This window comes from Pseudomonas sp. GZD-209 (genome assembly GCF_049310485.1).
GTDB lineage: Bacteria > Pseudomonadota > Gammaproteobacteria > Pseudomonadales > Pseudomonadaceae > Aquipseudomonas > Aquipseudomonas sichuanensis.
Genome location: NZ_JBMOWQ010000251.1, coordinates 1 through 18,604, shown reverse-complemented (window position 1 = coordinate 18,604; position 18,604 = coordinate 1). Strand labels below are relative to the sequence as shown.

Sequence of the window (18,604 nt, the reverse complement as noted above, 5' to 3'; positions counted from 1 at the left end):
GCTACAACTCAACTTTCCCGGTTTTTCCACTGGCCAGAATGCTGTCGAGCAACGCCATGGCACCCTCGACATTCGGCCTGGCCCCCATCGGCAACTTGGACTCGCCAGGCAGCTTGGCGTCCTGATACCCGGACTTCATCACCAGCAGGTGCATCTGGTCGCCATTGAGGTAGATATGGTGCCGCTCGATGGCATAGGCCTGGATCAGGCTCAACGCACCCGCGACCATCGGCGTCGCCGCCGACGTGCCGTTGTAGAAGTCGGTGTAGTCACGGTCTGTTCCGGACTTGTCCTGCAGGTCCTTGTCGTGAATCGCGCCCAAGGTCACGACACTATCGCCCCAGCCGTTGAGCATCCGGTACGGATACTGGAAGTTCGACCACTCGCTAGGCTCGCCAGACCATGACTGGCAAGCGCCAACCACGATGCCACCAGCATCGCCATAGTTCTCAAAGTGGCTCCAAGCCGAAAGGTCGACACCACGCCCCTTGACTGCTCCCACAGCCGGATTATCTGCCCGGTGGCCGTTGCCGGCGGCGCAAACCACCACCGCGCCTCGCGCGTTGAGGTCTCGAACAACTCGCCACCACAACTCAGCGTGAAGGGTCGGCAGCCGAGTACCTGGCATGCCTGTGGCCTCGACCTCCCGGTTGAACGCCACGACATCGCCCGGCAGCACCAGGCGCAGCAATGACTTGAGCGTCTGCGAGTTGGCACTTCGGTTGTGGTAAACGTACAGCTGCGCGGCATGGGCGATACCGGTTGTACCAATGCCGTTGGCCTTCGCAACTAAAAGCCCCGCTGCGGCGGTGCCATGCACCGGATCATCATTGGGCCCGGCCTCGACCACATGAATCTGCGTGACACCAGGCAGGTCCTCGTGATCCTTGCTCAGGCGACCATCGGTCAAGTGGATACGAGCCCCCTTGCCTGCCACCTTCCGCTCCCAGGCCTTGCGAACGTTGAGGCCTTTCGTTGTCTTGCCAGGCTCGTCCAGGTAGGTTTGCAGCGCTTCGAAGTCTGGCGTCGGACGGGCATTTTCATTCGCTCTGTTACCCAGCACCACAACGCCTCCGGTAAACAGGGTCGCCAGGACGCCGGCGCCAGCCAGCGCCCAGGCTGGCGACTCTGCGACCCTCGGCAGAAGCTGCACACTGAGCACATAATCCAGCGAGGCAAGGGTCCTGCCCAAGGCGACAAAGGTATCGTTGAGCATGCTGTCGGGTTGCTCGATACGGTAATACGGCGCCAGTACGGCCAATGCCTGGTCGTCTCGCTCATCGGCGTCGAGCACGGGCTGCCATTTGATTACCTCTCGCAGCTGGGGCCACAGATTCGCCAGACGAGAACCCGACGAAGGCTCCATATCCGCCGCGAATCGTTCTGCGCCACCGTCGGCAAATGTCAACAGCAGCGGGCCCAGTGCAGGGCCGGAATTGATTTCAGGGTTTCCCTGTAGGGCCTCATCCTCCAGAGCCGGCAAGTTGTACCCATTGTTATCGATGCTGCGTTTGCTCCGACTCGGTACAACGCCTAGCGGAACATTATCGAGCAAGCGCCGCTCCACTTCTCCCGCCTTGATATCGAACTTCAATGCAGCGAACGCCTGGCTCCGTTCTCCTGCGCTGTCCAACCAGGTCACCGTTGGTGTTATCGAGTACCTACCGGCTGAGGCCGCCACACTGAACGTGGCGGGGCAACCATGGTCCTCCAACTGACCGCTGCTGGCCGGGCCTGTGACCGTCCTGTCCTCGAGCCGCCGGGGCCGCTCGTCAATGACCGTTCGCAATACGTAACGGATGCTCTTGACCTTGCCAAGATCGGCGCCCACACAACGCACGAACAACAAGCCATCAAATTGAAAGTTGCGGTAATGCACAAAACTTAGATCATCCATCCTTAGAACCTTGTTTTTCCAGTCGAACGAATAGCATGTTCGGGCATGCCGGATGATCGATTCTGGCGAGGCGATGGCATGAGTTGCAGCCTGCAAACTTTCCCAATGAAGCTCAACGTCATGGGTGCTCCCGACCCGGACAGGTCAACAGCCTGAAAGCTGTGCACGGCTCACAGCTCGTCCCTTGGCGAATCGAAACGGCCACCACCGAGCAGACGGTCGAGCAGCACCAGCGCACCATGTACGTTCGGCCGATTTCCCATGGGAAGCACATCACTGTCCGGCAGGGTTGCGTCCTGATAACCCGAGGCCGAGACCAGCAGGTGCATCTGCTCGCCATCCAGGTAGATGTGATGCTGCTCGATGGCATACGACTGGATCAGCGCCAGGGCACCCGCCACCAAAGGCGTCGCGGAGGATGTGCCTGCATAGATGTCGGTGTAGTCCCGGTCATGGCCGGACTTGTCCTGGAGCTCGCCATAGCCAAGGGTGGCGACGCTGTCGCCCCAAGCGTTGAGCATGCGGTGGCGATAATTGAAATTGGAATACTGGTGCGGCTTGCCGTCCCAGGAGTGGCAGGCGCCGACCAGAATGCAGCCGGCATCGCCGTGGTCGTCGAAGTGACGCCAGCGCGCCAGATCGACTCCGTAGCCCCTCACCGTGCCCTTGTCGCTCAAGGTCGCCGAACTGCCGTTGGCGGCGGCATTGACCACCACGGCGCCACGCCGGCTCAGTGCCTGCATCACGTCCCACCATGGCCGGTCATGCAACGACGGCAACACGGTGGACAACACCTGCGGGTTGGCGGTCTGCCGGTTGATCCCGACGATATCGCCAGGCTGCACCTGGCGTAACAACTGCTTGAGCGTCAGCGAATTGCCGGCGGCATCGTCGGCGCGATTGTCATACAGGTACAGTTCGCTGTCATGGGCAATGCCGGTCACCCCAAAGCCATTGCGCGTGGCCAGCATGACCCCTGCCGAGGCCGTACCGTGCTCGGGGTCGTCATTGGGCGTCGAGCTGACAATCTTCAGGCCGGTGTTGCCACGCAAGTCCTCGTGGTTGGGGAACAGCCCGCCGTCGGAAAAATGGATACGCGCGCCCTTCCCCGTCACCTGGCCGGCCCAGGCCCTGCGCACATTAAGGCCCTGCCATCGCGGCCCAGGCTCGTCGAGGTAGGTCTGGCGTGTTTCGAAATCTGGCGTTGGCTGAGCATCTGCATGCGCCTGATTGCCCAGCACCACCGCGCCGCCGGTCACCAGCGTCGCCAGCAACGCCGCCGCGCCCAGCAGCACATTCGGCACTTCAGGCGCAGGCGGCGCCCACTGCAGCGACTCGACACAGTCCAGTGCAGCGAACGTCTTGAGCAGGGCAAGATAAGTATCGCCGGTCATGCTGGCAGGCTGCTCCATCCAGCAATAGGGACGCAGGGCAGCCAGCCGTTCATCAGGCAGCTCCCCAGGCTCAAGCACCGGCCGCAGGACGATGACTGCCGCCAGGTTCGGCCATTGGCGCGACAGAACGCTGTCCGTACCTGGTTGCATGTCTTGTAACAGTTGCTCCAGCCCGGCGTCGCGGAACTTGATCAGCAGAGATGGATAACGCTCACCGGGGCCAGCCTCGGGCAACGGCGGCAAGGCTTGACCATAGGGGTCATCCAGTTGTGCCTTATCGACTTGCTGGGCAACGGCACGTCTGCTGCGTCGGCGCGTGTTGCCCAGCGGCATCTTGTCGAGGATTCGCCTGTCTAGCTCGTCCTCGTGGATATTGATGAAGAATGCGGGCAGATCGATCACACCGTCCGCCCCCACAGGGTGGCCCATCGCCTGCGCCACCTGCTCCAACAAGATGAGCCTTGGGGTGATCCGGTAGCGACCCGCTCGGGCCGAGGTCAGCAGACTGGCCGGGCAACCCTGATCGGCCAAAGAGCCGGTACGAGCATACGACCGCGCCGAAACACCGGTCAGTAACGTCGCGCCCTCGGCCGTCACACGGTGCAGTTCGTAACGAACGCGGGCGACCTTGTCCAGATCCTCGCCCTCACAACGGACATGAATCTTGCCGTCAAAACGGAAGTTGCGGTAATAGACGAAATGCAAAGCCAGGTTCATCGGTTGATCCTTCAACGGGAGGGGGGCAAGCCAGGCACCATTGTTCGCCGACAACAGCCCCAGCCCCAGCCTGCTGGCCTTCCCCGGCAGCCTGCAGGGCTCGTCTACACTTGCCCGCACCAGAGTCAGACAACCAGAGGCGTCGATGAACAAGCTCCCTGTCCTGATGGCTGGTCTGCTCCTGGCCTTCGGCCTGGCCACCGCCGACTCCGCCGCTTCAACCGAACAGCCGACCCCGATCCACTTCGGCGAAATCACCTGGGAAAGCGGCGCACTGACCACCGAGATCCTGCGCCTGATCGTCGAACGTGGTTACGGCTACCCCACCGACACCCTCCCCGGCACCTCGGTGAGCATGGAAGTGGCACTGGCACGCAACGACCTGCAGGTGATCGCCGAGGAATGGGCCGGGCGCAGCCCCGCCTGGGTCAAGGCCGAACAGGCCGGCCAGGTATTCGCCCTGGGCGATACGGTGAAGAACGCCGAGGAAGGCTGGTGGGTGCCGGCCTACGTGATCAAAGGCGACCCCTCACGTGGTCTGAAGCCGTTGGCCCCGGACCTGCGAAATGTTGCCGACCTCAAGCGCTACCCGCAGGTGTTCCGCGACCCTGAGGTGCCAGACAAAGGCCGTTTCCTCAACAGCCCCAGCGGCTGGACCTCCGAGACAGTCAACAGCCAGAAGCTCAAGGCCTATGGCCTGGACACTCTGTACAACAACTTCCGCAGCGGCACCGGCGCAGCCCTCGACGCCGAGATCACCTCGGCGATCCGCCGCGGCCAGCCCGTGCTGTTCTATTACTGGAGCCCGACCCCGCTGATGGGGCGTCATGAACTCGTGCGCCTGGAAGAACCGGCGTTCGACGCGGCGGCCTGGGCCACCCTTACCGATGCCAAAAACCCCAACCCGCAAGGCAGCCGCTCGCTGCCGGCCAAGTTGTCGATCGGCGTCTCCAAGGCCTTCCACGACCAGTACCCCGACCTGGTGACCATGTTCGAAAAAGTCGACCTGCCCATCGACACTCTCAACAAAGCGCTCGCCCACATGAGCGAAACCCGCCAGAAACCACATGAGGCGGCCCTCACCTTCCTACGCCAACACCCCGAGGTATGGAAGGCCTGGCTGCCCGCCGACAAGGCCGCCAAGGTCGGGGCCGGCCTGTGAGCGGCGGCTTCCCCGAAGCCCTGCAATACTCCTTCGCGCCCTCGGTCAACCGCCTGGTCGACTGGCTGGTGCTGCACTACGGCGACCAGTTGCGCGGCGTCTCCGAGCAGTTGCTGCAACTGCTGGTCGCCCTGGAAAGCCTGCTGCGGCTGCTGCCCTGGTGGCTGCTGTTGCTGCTGGTCGGGCTGCTGGCCTGGCACGCCAGCCGCAGCCTGCTGCGCGCCGTGGCCCTGACCGGGCTGCTGGCGCTGATCGGCGTGCTGGGGCTGTGGGACAAGCTGCTGCAGACCCTCGCCCTGGTACTGGTGAGCACCGGCCTGTGCGTGCTGACCGGCGTGCCGCTGGGCATCCTGCTGGCTACCCGCCCGCTGGCCCGGCGCCTGCTGCTGCCGGTGCTCGACGTCATGCAGACCCTGCCCGCCTTCGTCTACCTGATCCCGGTATTGATGCTGTTCGGCCTGGGCAAGGTGCCGGCGGTGTTCGCCACCCTGATCTATGCCCTGCCGCCGCTGGTGCGCCTGACCCAGCTGGGCCTGGCACAGATCGACCCGTCATTGCTGCAGGCCGCTCACGGCCTGGGCGCCGGCCGCTGGCAGCGCTTGCGGCGCATCGCCCTGCCGCTGGCGCTGCCGAGCATCATGGCCGGGCTCAACCAGTCGGTGATGATGGCGCTGTCGATGGTGGTGGTGGCCTCGATGATCGGCGCCCGCGGGCTGGGCGAGGACGTGCTGGCCGGCATCCAGACGCTGAACGTCGGCCAGGGCGTCGAGGCGGGGCTGGCGATAGTCGCCCTGGCGATGGTGATCGACCGGATCAGCCAGGCGTATGGGCGCACTGGGCGCTGAGGCCGCTATTGCAGTATCGTGCGCTCAGCTCACTGCCCAGCACCCCCCCGGAGTTCCCGCGTGTCCCTCAAAGCCCTGCGCACCCTGGTGACCATCGCCCGTCACGGCACCTTCGCCCGCGCCGCCGACCTGCTCAGCCTCACGCCCTCGGCGGTGAGCCTGCACATCAAGACCCTGGAAGACGAACTGCAGGTCACCCTGTTCGACCGCAGCCGCCGGCAGGTCGTGCTGACCGAGGCCGGGCAACTGGCCGTGGCCCGCGCCGAGAGCATCCTCGGCGCCTATGACGAACTGGCCGACACCCTCGCCAGCGGCCCCAGCCTGCGTGGCCGGCTGCGCATCGGCGCGATCCATACCGTACTGGCGCGGCGCCTGCCGCGGGCCTTGGTGTGGATCAAGGCGCACCATCCACAGCTGCATATCAGCGTGGTCTCGGGCATGTCGGCGGAGCTGGCCCGGCGCGTCGAGGACGGCGAACTGGATGCGGCGATCACCACCGAGCCGGTCAGCCCTTACCCGCAGAGCCTGCAATTCACCCCGCTGTTCGAGGACCGCTTCTGGGCCATCGCCAGCCCCGAGCTGGCCGGGCAAAGCGTGCCGGCGCTGCTCGCCAGCCAGCCGTTCCTGCGCTTCGACAAGCGCGCCTGGGCCGGCCGGCAGATCGAACAAGAGCTGCGCCGCCAGCGCCTGCAGGTCAGCGAACAGATGGAGCTGGACAGCCAGGAGGCCCTGGCACGCATGGCGGCCATGGGCCTGGGGGTGGCGGTCATCCCCATGAGCGACGACGACCTCGAACGCCTGCCGCCGGCCAGTGTGCAGCCGTTTGGCGAACCACAGCTGACCCGGCGCGTGGTGTTGCTGGAGCATGAAAAGAGCCAGCGGCGGCATTTGAGTGCGGTGTTGAAGACAGCCCTGGAGGTTTGAGCGAGGCGTAGTGGGCTTGCCCCGTGATCATGCCAGACCCCGTTGCGGGTCAATCGCGGGGCAAGCCCGCTCCCACAGGGGCCGTGCATTCCCCGGCATTGCACAGTACCTGTGGGAGCGGCGGTTCGCCGCCGCGATTTACCCGCGAAGATGACACCTCGGTGCCTGGCACAGGCTAAGCCCGTGTACAAGGGTGAACCCGCTTCCACAGGGCTCGCGCAGTTGCTCCCACGCCGTCAGGCTTGATGCAGTTTTTCTCAACAGTCACTAAAGAAAACAGCGTTTTTTCTGTTCGCTCCCCTCCGCTACCCTGTGCCGGTACCCGACCACGGATTGCCGACCATGCTCCACCTGCTGCTGACCACCCTCGTCCCGATCATCCTGCTCATCGCCCTGGGCACCTGGCTGCGGGTGCGTGGTTTTCTCGCCGAAACCTTCTGGCCCGGCGCCGAGCGCCTGAGCTATTACGTGCTGCTGCCGTCGCTGTTCCTGCACGGCCTGGCCACCGCCAACCTCGACGGCGTGCCGATACTGGGCATGGTCGGCGTGCTGATGCTCTCGACCCTGCTCGGCGCCCTGCTGCTGGTGCTGTACCAGGGTGCAGCCAGCCATGACGGCGCCGACTTCACCTCGGTGTTCCAGGGCGGCGTGCGCTTCAACAACTACATCGGCGCCACACTGGCCGCCGGGATCTACGGCAGTGCCGGGATCGCCCTGGCGGCGGTGGCCAACGCCGCCATCGTGCCGCTGGTCAACCTGCTCTGTGTGCTGGTGTTTGCCCGCTTCAGCGCCCGCCACAGCTCGCCGGCCACGGTGCTCAAGGCAATCTTCGCCAACCCCTTGATCATCGGCTGCGCCGGTGGCCTGCTGCTGCGGGTGAGTGGCCTGGGTTTGCCGGCGGGGCTGGAGCCGACGGTCAAGGCGCTCGGCCAGGCCGCCCTGCCGCTGGGCCTTTTGTGCGTCGGCGCGGCCCTGGGCGGCGCACGCCTGGGCCAGCAGGTGAAGCCTTTGCTGGCGGCCTCGCTGTTCAAGTTCCTGGTCATGCCGCTGACCACCTGGGGCCTGTGCCGGCTGCTCGGCCTCGGCGGCCAGGCGGCGGTGGTGGCGGTGCTGTTCCAGGCCCTGCCGACCGCCTCGTCGTCCTATGTGATGGCCCGGCAGATGGGCGGCAACGCGCCGCTGATGGCCACCATCATCGCCCTGCAGACCATGGCCGCCGCCCTTACCCTGCCGCTGGTGCTGAGCCTGACGCTGAGTTGAATCCGCCCGGCTAGACTGTGATCAGCCCCACTACTCGGAACCTCGACCATGCGCCTTTCGTGGATGCTGTTCGGCTTGTCGCTAACCCTGCTTGCAGGCCCGCTCACCGCCGCCGACAGCCAAAAGGCCGCCGTCGCCGACAGCCAAAAGGCCGCCGTCGCCGAAGACAAGGCGCAAGTGCTGGAGGAAAAGGTGGTGGAGGACGCGCCGCCACCGAAAAAAGCCGAAACCATCACCCCCACCGAAGTGCAGGCGGTCGACCCGGCCGGCCAGGCACCGATGGACGACAGCATCACCTGCCTGGCCCGCACCATCTACTGGGAAGCCAAGGGCGCCGACAGCGAGGACATGAGCGCGGTGGCCAGCGTGGTGCTCAACCGCCTGGGCCATGACGGTTTCCCCAACACCATCTGCGGCGTGGTCAAGCAAGGGGTGGAGAGCAAGAGCTGCCAGTTCTCCTGGTGGTGCGACGGGCGCCCCGACCAGGTGGAAGAGGAGGAACGCTACGCGGTGGCCAAGGAGATCGCGCGCAAGGCCCTGAACCAGCAGCTCAAGGACCCTACGGACGGTGCGCTGTACTTCCATGACCGCACCGTCCACCCCGACTGGGCCAAGACTTACCGGCAGACGGCACAAACCACCCATTTCCTGTTCTACAAGCCGAACCAGGCGCTGGCGCGTTGAGGGTACGGCGCCGGGTGTAGCATGGATTGCACTTTTGCGCCGGCAGGCGGTCTACCCACCCCTACACCGCATCACAACGAATGACCAAGGGTTCACAGCCCTGCACATCGCTGGGCCAAAAGCCCTGTGCTTGTGTAGGATGGGCAGCGCACAAGCAGACGCTGCCAGTACAGGGAGATCCACATGCGCGTCCCATCCGTTGCCTGCTTCTTCGGCCTGTCGCTGGGCCTGCTCGCCTCGACCGGCGCCCAGGCCATGAGCGGCGAAGAAGCGCAACTGATCGATACGATCAACGTCTACCGCAGCCAGTCCCAGCACTGTGGCGGCGGGGCCTCGCTGGAGTTGCCACCGCTCAACAGCGACACCCGCCTGGCGCTTTCGCCCGAAGGCACCCGTGACCTGCAGCAGGCCATGAGCCGCGCCGCCTACCCCATGGTCAACGTACAGGCCATCAGCCTGTCCGGGCCGCGCGATGCGAAAGCGGCGATGAAGGCCATCGAAGAGAGCTTCTGCCAGGTGGTGCTCGACCCGCAGTTCATCGACATCGGCGTCAGCCAGGAGGGCCGCGACTGGCGCATCGTGCTCGCCCGGCCGCTGCTCAGCGGGCGCCTGGGCGACTGGCAGGCCGAGGGGCAGAAGCTGCTGCAGGAGATCAACGCTGCCCGCGGCGTGCCGCGCCAGTGCGGTGGCCAGCCCTTCCCCGCCGCCAAGCCGCTGAGCTGGAACAGCGTGCTGGCAGGCGTCGCCGCCAACCACTCGCGCAACATGGCCAACCAGAATTTCTTCGATCACATCGACCGCGACGGTCGCACCCCAGATGACCGCGCCGACCTGGCCGACTACAACTATCAGCAGCTTGGCGAAAACATCGCCGCCGGGAGCGATACCGCACGCAAGGTGGTCGATGGCTGGCTGGCCAGCCCCGGGCATTGCGCCACCCTGATGAACCCGGACTACCGCGACCTCGGCGCCGCCTACGCGACAGACCCGAAAAGCGACGCAGGGATCTACTGGACCGGGATGTTCGGTACGCCTCGCTAGGGCAATGACAGGTGGCGGCGCCTGTCAGGGCACAAGAAACGCCACCACCTGCTCCGCCGCCGCTGCCGGATCTTCCTGCATGAAGCAATGCCCACCCGCCACCTGCTGCGCACTCACCTGGCTGTTCAGCCTGGCCAGGCGCTGTACCGAGTGGGGCACGAACGGATACGTGTGTTCACCGTAGAGGACACGCGTGGGTGTGGAGATGGCCAGCAATTGCTGCCACATGCGCGCAGGGAATGAACTGAAGATTTCCACCTCGCGGCTGGGCCGGCACTTGAGCACCACGGCTTCGCCGCAATCGCCGATGGCATGTTCCACATAGGCGTGCAGCGCGGTTTCGCTCCAGCCCTTGAAGATACCGCGCCCCTGCAGCGCGGCCAGCGCGGCCTGGCGATCCGGCCAGTGGCTGCGACGGGTCGCGGCCTTGCGCGCCAGGGCGTGGCGCCGGTGCAGGCCGACCAGCGCGGCGGCGCCCATCACCCCCAACATACGCCGGCTGAACAGCACCGGGTCGAGCAGCACCGCACGCTGGAACAGTTGCGGTTGGCCGGCCAGGATCAGGCCGGTGAGCACCCCGCCGAAACTGTGGCCGACCGCAAAGCGAGGCACGTCGCCGTACTCGCCACGCCCGGCCTCGAAAGCTTCCACCGCCAGCGCCGCCGTGCGGTTCCAGCCAACGAAGTTGCCGCCGTGATCACTGTCGCCATGGCCCTGCACATCGCTCAGCCACAGGTCGAAGTGCTCCGCCAGGCGCAGCAGCATGGGCTGGTAGGCCAGGCAGCAGAAACCGTTGCCGTGCAGGAAATGCAGCAATGGCCGGCCACTGGGCGGCATGCGCCAGCCACGCAGGGTGAAGCCTTCGGCGCATTCATGGGACCAGGGAATCAACTCCATCTGTTTACTGCACTCGTCGGTTCTAGGAAAACGACGATTCTACAAACAACAGCGGATACAGCGAAATCACCAGCAGCACGGCCATCAGGACATTGAACAGCACCACCGCACGCGGATTGCGCAACAGATTGCGCAAGGCGCTGCCGAACATCACCCAGACCCCGACACTGGGCAGGTTGACCAGGCCGAACACAGCGGCGATGACGATCACATTGAACACATAGCCTTGGGCCGGGGTGTAGGTGGTGATCGCCCCCACCGCCATCACCCAGGCCTTGGGGTTGACCCACTGGAAGGCTGCTGCGCCCCAGAACCCAAGCGGCTTGCGGCTGCCGGCAGTGTCACCGGACATCGGCCCGGAGGTGGCGATCTTCCACGCCAGGTACAGCAGATAGGCGGCGCCAGCATAGCGCAGGATGCTGTACAGCGGCGGCCAGGCCTTGAACACCTCGCCCAGCCCCAGGCCCACCGCCAGTACCATCACCATGAAGCCGATGCTGATGCCCAGCGCATGGGGGATGCTGCGGCGCACCCCGAAGTTGACCCCCGAGGCCAGCAACATGGTGTTGTTGGGGCCGGGGGTGATGGAGGATACGAAGGCGAACAGCACGAAGGCGCTGAGCAGATCGAGCGAGGCAAGCATGGCGGCAGTCTTCCGGGTTTCTCGTTATGTGTTGCCACACAGTAACGGAGCCGCCTGGCGACCGACCGGTACAGTTAAGCAAAATTGCATGAATACACTCTACTGGACTGGTCATATCGCTTCTGTGCCCTCGGGCCAGTACGATGGCGCCAGCCCCTACACAAGGAAGCCCGACCATGAGCCTGACCATTCGCCCTGCAGTACGCAGTGACGCCGCGCAAATCCTCGCCTTCATCACCGAGCTGGCCGACTACGAGCGCGCCCGCCATGAAGTGGTGGCCAGCCTCGCCGATATCGAGCACAGCCTGTTCGACCCAGGCAGCACCGTGCGCAGCCTGATCTGCGAGCGCGACGGTCAGGCCATCGGGTTTGCCGTGTATTTCTACAGCTACTCCACCTGGCTGGGGCGCAACGGCATCTACCTTGAAGACCTGTACGTCACCCCGCAGCAACGCGGTGACGGCGCCGGGCGCACGCTGCTGCGCCATATCGCCCGGGAAGCGCTGGCGAACAACTGCGGGCGCCTTGAGTGGAGCGTGCTGGACTGGAACGAGCCAGCGATTGGCTTTTACCAGTCACTGGGCGCCGAGCCGCAGGATGAGTGGATTCGCTATCGCCTGGACGGCGAGCGCCTTCGCCATTTCGCCGAGGGCTGAAACGCCCCCAGGGTCTTAGGGTTTGTACGAAAAGTCGCCGAGCGGCGATCAGGCAAGGCGAAAACAGGCGAGGAACGGCCGAGGTCGCGTTCGACCGGAGTCACGCTCGACTTTACGGGTTGTCAATGAGCATTCCGACCGGACTGGCGCACCGGCCTGTTTTCAACGCAGCATGACCGTCGCGCAGGCACTTTTCGTACAAAGCCTAGTAACTTTTCAACAGTCAGCGTCCAGGGCCAGCGCTTTCCAACTTGCCTTGCGCTTGCGCTCGACCAATGCAGTCAATGCTTTACCACTAGGTTCACCTTTGGCCGTAAATTTAACAGGAGCCAGTATAAATAGATTCACTTTTTCATCTTCAGGAATATCTTCTTGATCTCCCTCTTTATTCCAGGGTTTATCCACAACTAAAAGAGCATCTACTGATTCAGGCCAGGATAAATCTGCATAGGCCGGATCACTTCTCAGCAACAGGCATCCCTCCTGAAGCGGCTCGCACTCAAGCGTCTGTATTCCAAGACGCTCCAACATCTGCACAGGGAAACGCCACGGCCCCTGTGCCGGCCACTCCTTGCGGGGAAGAGGCCAGTCACCCGGCAAGCAGATGAACAATTCTGTCATCGGCACTTTATTATAAAGTCCGGCAGTAAAAAGCAGCTTGTAGTCAACCTTACCGTTGAGCAAGCTGATATGTAATGACGTATCAGGCACCTCAATGGAGGGACTAAATACCGCCGGCAAAACCCAGCCCGCGGTATTGTGCACAAACGTAACAATAGACTGCCCGGCGCCTTCTGCATCGGCAACATCAACGTCCGAGATGCTGCGTCCACCCCGGGCCTCCAGTTGCCTAGCGACGGCCTGCTGATTCCATCCCCGGGCAGCATCTAAAGCGCTGTCGTTATATCGTAAGTGCAGACGATTGATTTCAGCTCCTTTTGTCAGAAGAAGCGCAACCACATGTTCATGCCCTGACAGGGCGGCGGCATACAAAGGAGTGCAAACACTCAGTGGCAGACCATCGACCGCAGCCCCCGCGTTTAGGAGACATGCACAGGTTTCCAGATGGCCTTCACCGGCCGCCAGTTCCAAAGCAGTACTATACCCCGCCCTAATGTATACCCGGTTCGGCTCCAACCCCAACTCAAGCAACAGCTGGCAGACCTCGGTTTGCCCCGCTCGAGCAGCCATGTGTAGCAAGCTTTCTTCTGTCACATCGCCATACCGAGATAATGCAAGCAGATCCGGATACTCTTGCGCGAAGGCAAGCAGCCCTTCTGGCCTACCTTCCTCAACGTCGTCGTAAAGTTGGTCCAGTTTTGTTTCGTGTTTCTCGTAAAGCCGCTGCCAGTCGTCCATTAGATGAAAGTCCCTTGCTGGTATTCCAATCCCATTCGTTTCAATTCTTTCTCCACCGCACTCAGGCCTTTGGCATCGGCCCTCTGTAGTCGCACATAAACTCTCCTGGCAGACTCGACGTTATGGGTTTTACCTCCGTTACGCGCCCAAGTAAAGTTACGCAGATCGGTATTTACGTCAATATTATGCTTAACCATGATAGCCTGCGATTTAAGTATGTAATCTCGATTTTTCTGCTTCCAGTTACGTGGTGCATTTTCCCGAACAATATGATGACGGTGAGGGTTTTTCATACTCTTAGGCGCATGGCCCATTTTCTTTTTGTCCGCCGCACTCAGTCGGCAAATTGCAAGCCCCAACGGGTCTATCCACTCGATGGGGTTCGGAGCATAAGCAAACAGATTGAGGCCGCCAGCATAACTGATCGGGTCCTCACTTATGAATCGGCCGACCCTTGGGTCAAAATAGCGGTATCGATTGTAATGCAGCCCCGTCTCATGGTCATGGTATTGCCCCTGGAAGCGGATCGGGTTGCTCAGGCCATGCTGTTTGGCACATTCCGAGCGCTCTTCTCGAACCACACCCCAGGCGTTGTACTGCCCTGCCCAGGCGATATTGCCATGCTCATCGGTCAGTTCCACCGGCGTACCGAGGTGGTCGCACTGATACCAGGCAATGGCGTCGAACGCCTGCGGCTTCACCTCGGTGTGCCACAGCGGATCATGATCGAAATCGTATTCGCGCTGGCTCCAATCCGGCTGCTTGTGCAGGCGGATCGGGCTTTTGCGCAAGGCCTGAGCCACCGGCACGAAGCTGTCCGGTTCATACAGGTAATGCACCGTGCGCCCGGTGTCGCCTTCATCGAGAGGCGGTGAGCTTTCCCAGGCCAGGGTGTCGCCATCCCAGCCAAACAGGGTGAAACCGCAGCTGAATTCACGCTGGCGTTTCGCCCGCTCCAGCTGGTTCCAGCCGGTCCCCGCTTCCGGGCGATCCCAGAAATGCGCCACCGAATGTTTGTGCAGGCGACGGCCCAGGGCGTCGTAGCTGTAGTCGACCTTGAGCTTATCGTCGTTGTAGCTGGCCAGACGGTCGAACAGGTCCCAGGTGAAGTGGGCGCGGGCGCCGTTGTGCAGTCGGTGGATCAGGTTGCCGCGTTCGTCGTATTTGTAGTGGGTCCCGGCGTACTCGCGCAGCAGGTTGTCCATCAGCTTGTTGCGACGCGGGTCCGCTTCCAGAGGGCGGTTCAGCTCCTGGGTTTTCTGATCCAGCAGGTTACCCGCCGGGTCGAAGGCGAAAGTCTCCACGCCAAGACGGCTAGTGGCCTGCAACAGGCGGCCGACCGGGTCGTACTGATACTCCAGTTGGCCACGGCGGCTGTCGTGGATATTGGTCAGTTGGCCGGCGGCATCGTAGCGGTACTGACGTTTGAGCAACGTGGACCGGCCGTCATGGCTACCCAGCAGTTGCTCCTGCAAACGGCCGGCCGGGTCCCAGGCCTGAGTCTGCATCAGCTTGTTGCCCTGGTGGCGCACCACCTCGCGGTGCAGGTCGTCGCGCTCGTAGGCCAGCATCTCGTGCTGGTCGAGGGTCATGCCGAGGAGATGCCCGCTGCCATAGGTCAGCCAGCTGACCTTGTGGCCGTCTGGGCGAATGGTCGACACCCGCTGGTTAAGGACGTCGTACTCGTGCTGCCACACCGCGACCATCGGTGTGCCAGTGGCCAAGTAGTGCTGGTGCTCGCGGGTCAGGTTACCGGCCTCGTCGAAAAACCATTGCAGCTTACTGGCGGCGTTCACCGCCTGGATCATCTGGCCATTGCGATCATAGGCAAAGGTTTCTGTCTGGCTCTGGTCGCCCAGGCAGGCGGTGCGCTCGGCCAGGCGCCCCATGCGGTCGAAACGCAGTTCTATGCGCCGCTGACCAACCTGGGTGCTCGCCAACCGACCGCTGTACGGGTCGTATTGGTAACGAGTCACCAAACCATCGAAACCGGTTTCTTGCAGCAAGCGCCCGACAGGGTCGTAGAGGAAGTCGGCCTTGCTCTCGTTTTCGTTTTCCAGGCGGGTCAAGCGGCCGAGCTTGTCCCAGCGGTAGCGCAAAGTGTGCTCGTTGGCATCGACGCGCTCGGCGAGCAAGCCGGCGACGCTGTAAGTCCAGGTAGTGCAACGGTCGAGGGCGTCGACATGGGCGAGCAAGCGGCCTTCGGCATCGTAGTTGAAGCGTTCCTCGGTCTTGTCTGGATTTATGACCTTGGCCAGTTGCCCTGCCGTGTACTCATAGACGGTCTTGTTACCGGCAGCATCGGCGAACTCGCTCAGTTGGCCGAACGCGTTGTACACCCAGCTGCTGGTCTTGCCGGAGCAGTCGGTGTATTCAAGCAGTTGACCTGCGTCGTTGTAGGCAACCTTCTTCTCGTTACCCAGCGCGTCCTTGATCGCCTTGACCAACCCGGCCGGGGTGTAGGCGAACTCGGTCTTGTTGCCCAGCGGATCAACCATTTCGACCAGGTTGCCGCGCTCGTCATAGTCACGTAGCCACAAGCCACCCTCGGCGTCGCGGATCTTGATCAGTTGGTCTTGATCATCGTAGGCGTAATGCTCAACGCTGTGATCCGGGCGGATATGCTTGAGCAGGTTGCTGCGCTCATCGTACGCATAGCGGTCCTGGCTGCCGTCGGGGTGAACGTGGCGGATGACGTTCTTGCGCACATCACGGAACAGCCATTCATCCTGACCGTCCGGGTACTTGATGCGGTAGGTGTAACCCTGCTGATCGTAGTAGTGCCAGGTCTCCTGGCCATGGGCATCAGTGACGTAGGTCAGGCGGATGCGCTCATCCCATTCCAGACGCGTTTCATAGCTGCCATCGTCGGCCCATTCGCGGATGGCCTTGGCGTGCGGACCGCTGCCGTCCCATTCGAGGTTGAAGCCACGGTCAGTCCTGTCGGTGTAACGGGTGATCAGGTGATTCTGGTAGGCGTAGCGCCAGGCCGCACCGTGTTCGTCCTGGGCAGCGATCAGATCGCCCTGGTCGTCGTAATGGTAAGCACAGAGCTGACGCAGCGGCTTGCCATCGACCACCTGCCACAGGCCTTGGAGGTGGCCGTGGTCATCGAGCAACGTACCCAGTTGCAGGTGGACTTTGGTCGGGTCGTCATCCTGATAGGTATTGATGTCCGACAGGATCGGCCGGTCGTGGTGACGGTGTTCATAGTGCAGCATCGCCCCCGCGCCGCTGCGCAGTTGGATATGCGTCAGGTAGAAACGGTCGCCATGACGTGCGTAGGTCTCGCGACGGTCCAGGCCACGCAGCAGTACCAGTTGCTGTTCGCCGGTACGCACCAGGGTGAAGTACTCCACCGCGTCATGGTGCGGCTTGCCCTGCTTGGGCAGCGGGTAGCTATGGCTGCGGCCGTCGTAGTCATGGAACACCACGCCCTTGTCGAGTACATCGATGCAAGTGGTGAACTCGGTGAGCCAGCGGGCGCCGAGGATCCCCTCATCCAGCTTGTCCAGCCGGGAATTGTAGGTTCGTGTCCATTCGACCGGGAAAGGTCCGGGCAAGTTGAAATCGGTATGCGACAGCGTTTCGCTGCCGAGGGCGAAGCTGATTTGGTTGTTGGTATTGCAGAGCGCTTTGTTCTTGCAGCAGTTCGGCGCGCTTTCCGCCGGCGTCTGGTTCTTGATCGACTCGTTCCGCCCCTCCGCTGACTGGTGCTTGGCCTCGGCGACTTTGTCCTGCTTGACCACCGTGGGCATAGCCTTGGGATTGCGGTGGTGCCACTTCGTACTGCTGTCATGCAGCATCACCAGCAGGCTCTTGATCGAGTCCTTGTTGTCCGCGTTGGCCAAGCTCATCAGCTTGCCGCTCATCTGCGGCGCGAGCTTGCGGAACTGCTGGGTGCTCTTGAGCACGTCGTTCTGCACCGACGTGGGCACGGCGTTGCTCAGCAGCGTGTTGGCTGCGCCCTTGCCCATTGCCGAGTAGGCATTGCTCAGCGCGCCGAATGCGTTCTCGAAGGCCACCGACGGGTCGGACTTCCAGGTCTCGCTGACCTTCTGCGCCATCTGCGTGGCCTTGTCCAGGTCGCCCTTGCTGTCGAGCTTGCCGAGGACGATGGCGTCGATGGCATCGGCGGTGTTGAGGATCAGCCTCTCGCCGGTCTTGGCGGCATCGCCGAGGATGCTGTCGAGCTGGCCCTGGGCGTCGACCAGGAAGGTGTCCAGTTCACCGAGCAGGTCTGCGTTGAGGTGGCCGACGATGATCTCGACCAGCGCGTCGCCGAGGATCTCCTTGCCCTCCTGGCGGGCCAGGGTCAGCATCGGCCGCAGCCCTTTGCGCGCGGCGGCCATGGTCGGCGGGGCGGGGATCACGCCGATCAGGTTGATGCCCAGGCTCACCCAATCCCACGGGTCGGGTTCCTTGGCACTGGCCAGGCTGACGATATCGCCCACCGCATCCACCAGGGCGATGATGTTGCCGATCACCGGCAACACCTCGGCGGTGTCCTTGAGCCGTTCGAGGTTGACGTACCCGCCGCTGATCTCGCGCAGCCAGGCGTCGAACACGGCGGCGCCGCGGCTGACGTCGGTCATGCCGATCTGGTCGAGGGGGACGACCGCCGCCTGGGCTGGACGTGGTTTTTCAGAGGTATCGGCGGTCATGACATCAGTTCACTTGGCAGAAGATCGGTGACGGTGTTCAGGCTCGGGGCCTTGAAAGCGGGGAGCTTGGGCATCGCCGGCAGCTTGGGCAGGCTTGGCAGGCTGGCCATGGCGCCGGAGGCGGCCGGCAGCGCCGAGCTGGCGGTGCTGGCCAGCTGCGGCAGGCCGGCGACGCCGCCTTTCAATGCGCCCTGTACCTGTTGCGCGGTCTGCAGGGCGCCCTGCCCGGTCTTGAGCAGGCTCATACCGGTCTTGGCCGCGTCCATGCCGCTGCCGGCCAGTTGCTTGGCCTTGTCGAACAGGCCGCCCTCGCCCTTGGGCAGCGGCAGCTTCTCGACCAGCGACTCCAGCTGGCTCGTCAGGCTGTTGGGGTCTGGGGCCTGCACCGGCCACTCGACCTCGCCGATGTAGCTGCTCGGCGCCCAGGGCGGCGAGGGATCGCGGCCGAAGTTGACCCAGGC

The 18,604-nt window shown here is 63.3% G+C and carries 13 protein-coding genes and 1 pseudogene; 7 read left to right on the top strand and 7 right to left on the bottom strand.

Going from position 1 to position 18,604, the window contains the following annotated elements; all coding sequences use genetic code 11:
- Nucleotide 1 precedes the first annotated feature (1 nt).
- Nucleotides 2-1,897, bottom strand: coding sequence for a S8 family serine peptidase (locus ACO6VM_RS24885; RefSeq protein WP_422403942.1), 1,896 nt, complete (start codon nucleotides 1,895-1,897; stop codon nucleotides 2-4).
- 170 nt (nucleotides 1,898-2,067) lie between these two features.
- Complete coding sequence (locus tag ACO6VM_RS24880; protein WP_422403941.1) at nucleotides 2,068-4,161, bottom strand: S8 family serine peptidase; 2,094 nt, start codon at nucleotides 4,159-4,161, stop codon at nucleotides 2,068-2,070.
- Between ACO6VM_RS24880 and ACO6VM_RS24875 the strand changes: the two genes are divergently transcribed.
- From ACO6VM_RS24875 to ACO6VM_RS24850, 6 genes are all read left to right on the top strand, one after another.
- Nucleotides 4,154-5,170, top strand: coding sequence for an ABC transporter substrate-binding protein (locus ACO6VM_RS24875; protein ID WP_422403940.1), 1,017 nt, complete (start codon nucleotides 4,154-4,156; stop codon nucleotides 5,168-5,170). The genes ACO6VM_RS24880 and ACO6VM_RS24875 overlap by 8 nt on opposite strands.
- Nucleotides 5,167-6,015, top strand: coding sequence for an ABC transporter permease (locus tag ACO6VM_RS24870; RefSeq protein WP_422403939.1), 849 nt, complete (start codon nucleotides 5,167-5,169; stop codon nucleotides 6,013-6,015). Before ACO6VM_RS24875 ends, ACO6VM_RS24870 begins: the two co-directional genes overlap by 4 nt.
- A gap of 60 nt (nucleotides 6,016-6,075) precedes the next feature.
- Nucleotides 6,076-6,939, top strand: coding sequence for a LysR family transcriptional regulator (locus ACO6VM_RS24865; protein WP_125858403.1), 864 nt, complete (start codon nucleotides 6,076-6,078; stop codon nucleotides 6,937-6,939).
- A 342-nt stretch (nucleotides 6,940-7,281) separates the two neighbouring features.
- On the top strand, nucleotides 7,282-8,199 hold the full coding sequence (locus ACO6VM_RS24860; protein ID WP_258646333.1) for an AEC family transporter: 918 nt from the start codon (nucleotides 7,282-7,284) through the stop codon (nucleotides 8,197-8,199).
- 48 nt (nucleotides 8,200-8,247) lie between these two features.
- Nucleotides 8,248-8,883, top strand: a complete 636-nt coding sequence (locus ACO6VM_RS24855; protein ID WP_422403938.1) for a cell wall hydrolase — start codon at nucleotides 8,248-8,250, stop codon at nucleotides 8,881-8,883.
- Between the two features lie 183 nt (nucleotides 8,884-9,066).
- The gene (locus ACO6VM_RS24850) at nucleotides 9,067-9,924 is read left to right on the top strand and encodes a CAP domain-containing protein (protein WP_125858401.1); all 858 of its coding nucleotides are present in this window, start codon (nucleotides 9,067-9,069) and stop codon (nucleotides 9,922-9,924) included.
- Nucleotides 9,925-9,948: 24 nt separating this feature from the next.
- Here the strand turns inward: ACO6VM_RS24850 and ACO6VM_RS24845 are convergent, their stop codons facing one another.
- Entirely contained in the window at nucleotides 9,949-10,821 is an 873-nt protein-coding gene (locus ACO6VM_RS24845) for an alpha/beta fold hydrolase (RefSeq protein WP_401060796.1), read from the bottom strand.
- A 22-nt stretch (nucleotides 10,822-10,843) separates the two neighbouring features.
- On the bottom strand, nucleotides 10,844-11,464 hold the full coding sequence (locus tag ACO6VM_RS24840; protein ID WP_110996246.1) for a LysE family translocator: 621 nt from the start codon (nucleotides 11,462-11,464) through the stop codon (nucleotides 10,844-10,846).
- A gap of 176 nt (nucleotides 11,465-11,640) precedes the next feature.
- Between ACO6VM_RS24840 and ACO6VM_RS24835 the strand changes: the two genes are divergently transcribed.
- Nucleotides 11,641-12,120 (top strand): GNAT family N-acetyltransferase, encoded by a 480-nt coding sequence (locus ACO6VM_RS24835; protein ID WP_125858399.1) that lies wholly within the window; start codon nucleotides 11,641-11,643, stop codon nucleotides 12,118-12,120.
- 216 nt (nucleotides 12,121-12,336) lie between these two features.
- Here ACO6VM_RS24835 and ACO6VM_RS24830 read toward each other — a convergent pair whose 3' ends face one another.
- From ACO6VM_RS24830 to ACO6VM_RS24820, 3 genes and pseudogenes are all read right to left on the bottom strand, one after another.
- On the bottom strand, nucleotides 12,337-13,479 hold the full coding sequence (locus ACO6VM_RS24830; protein ID WP_422403937.1) for an ankyrin repeat domain-containing protein: 1,143 nt from the start codon (nucleotides 13,477-13,479) through the stop codon (nucleotides 12,337-12,339).
- A complete protein-coding gene (locus tag ACO6VM_RS24825) occupies nucleotides 13,479-18,143 on the bottom strand; it encodes an RHS repeat-associated core domain-containing protein (protein WP_422403936.1) in 4,665 nt (1,554 codons plus the stop codon). Before ACO6VM_RS24825 ends, ACO6VM_RS24830 begins: the two co-directional genes overlap by 1 nt.
- Nucleotides 18,140-18,604 (bottom strand): annotated as a pseudogene (locus tag ACO6VM_RS24820) (type VI secretion system tip protein VgrG); the annotation flags it as partial. The gene ACO6VM_RS24825 and the pseudogene ACO6VM_RS24820, both read right to left, overlap by 4 nt.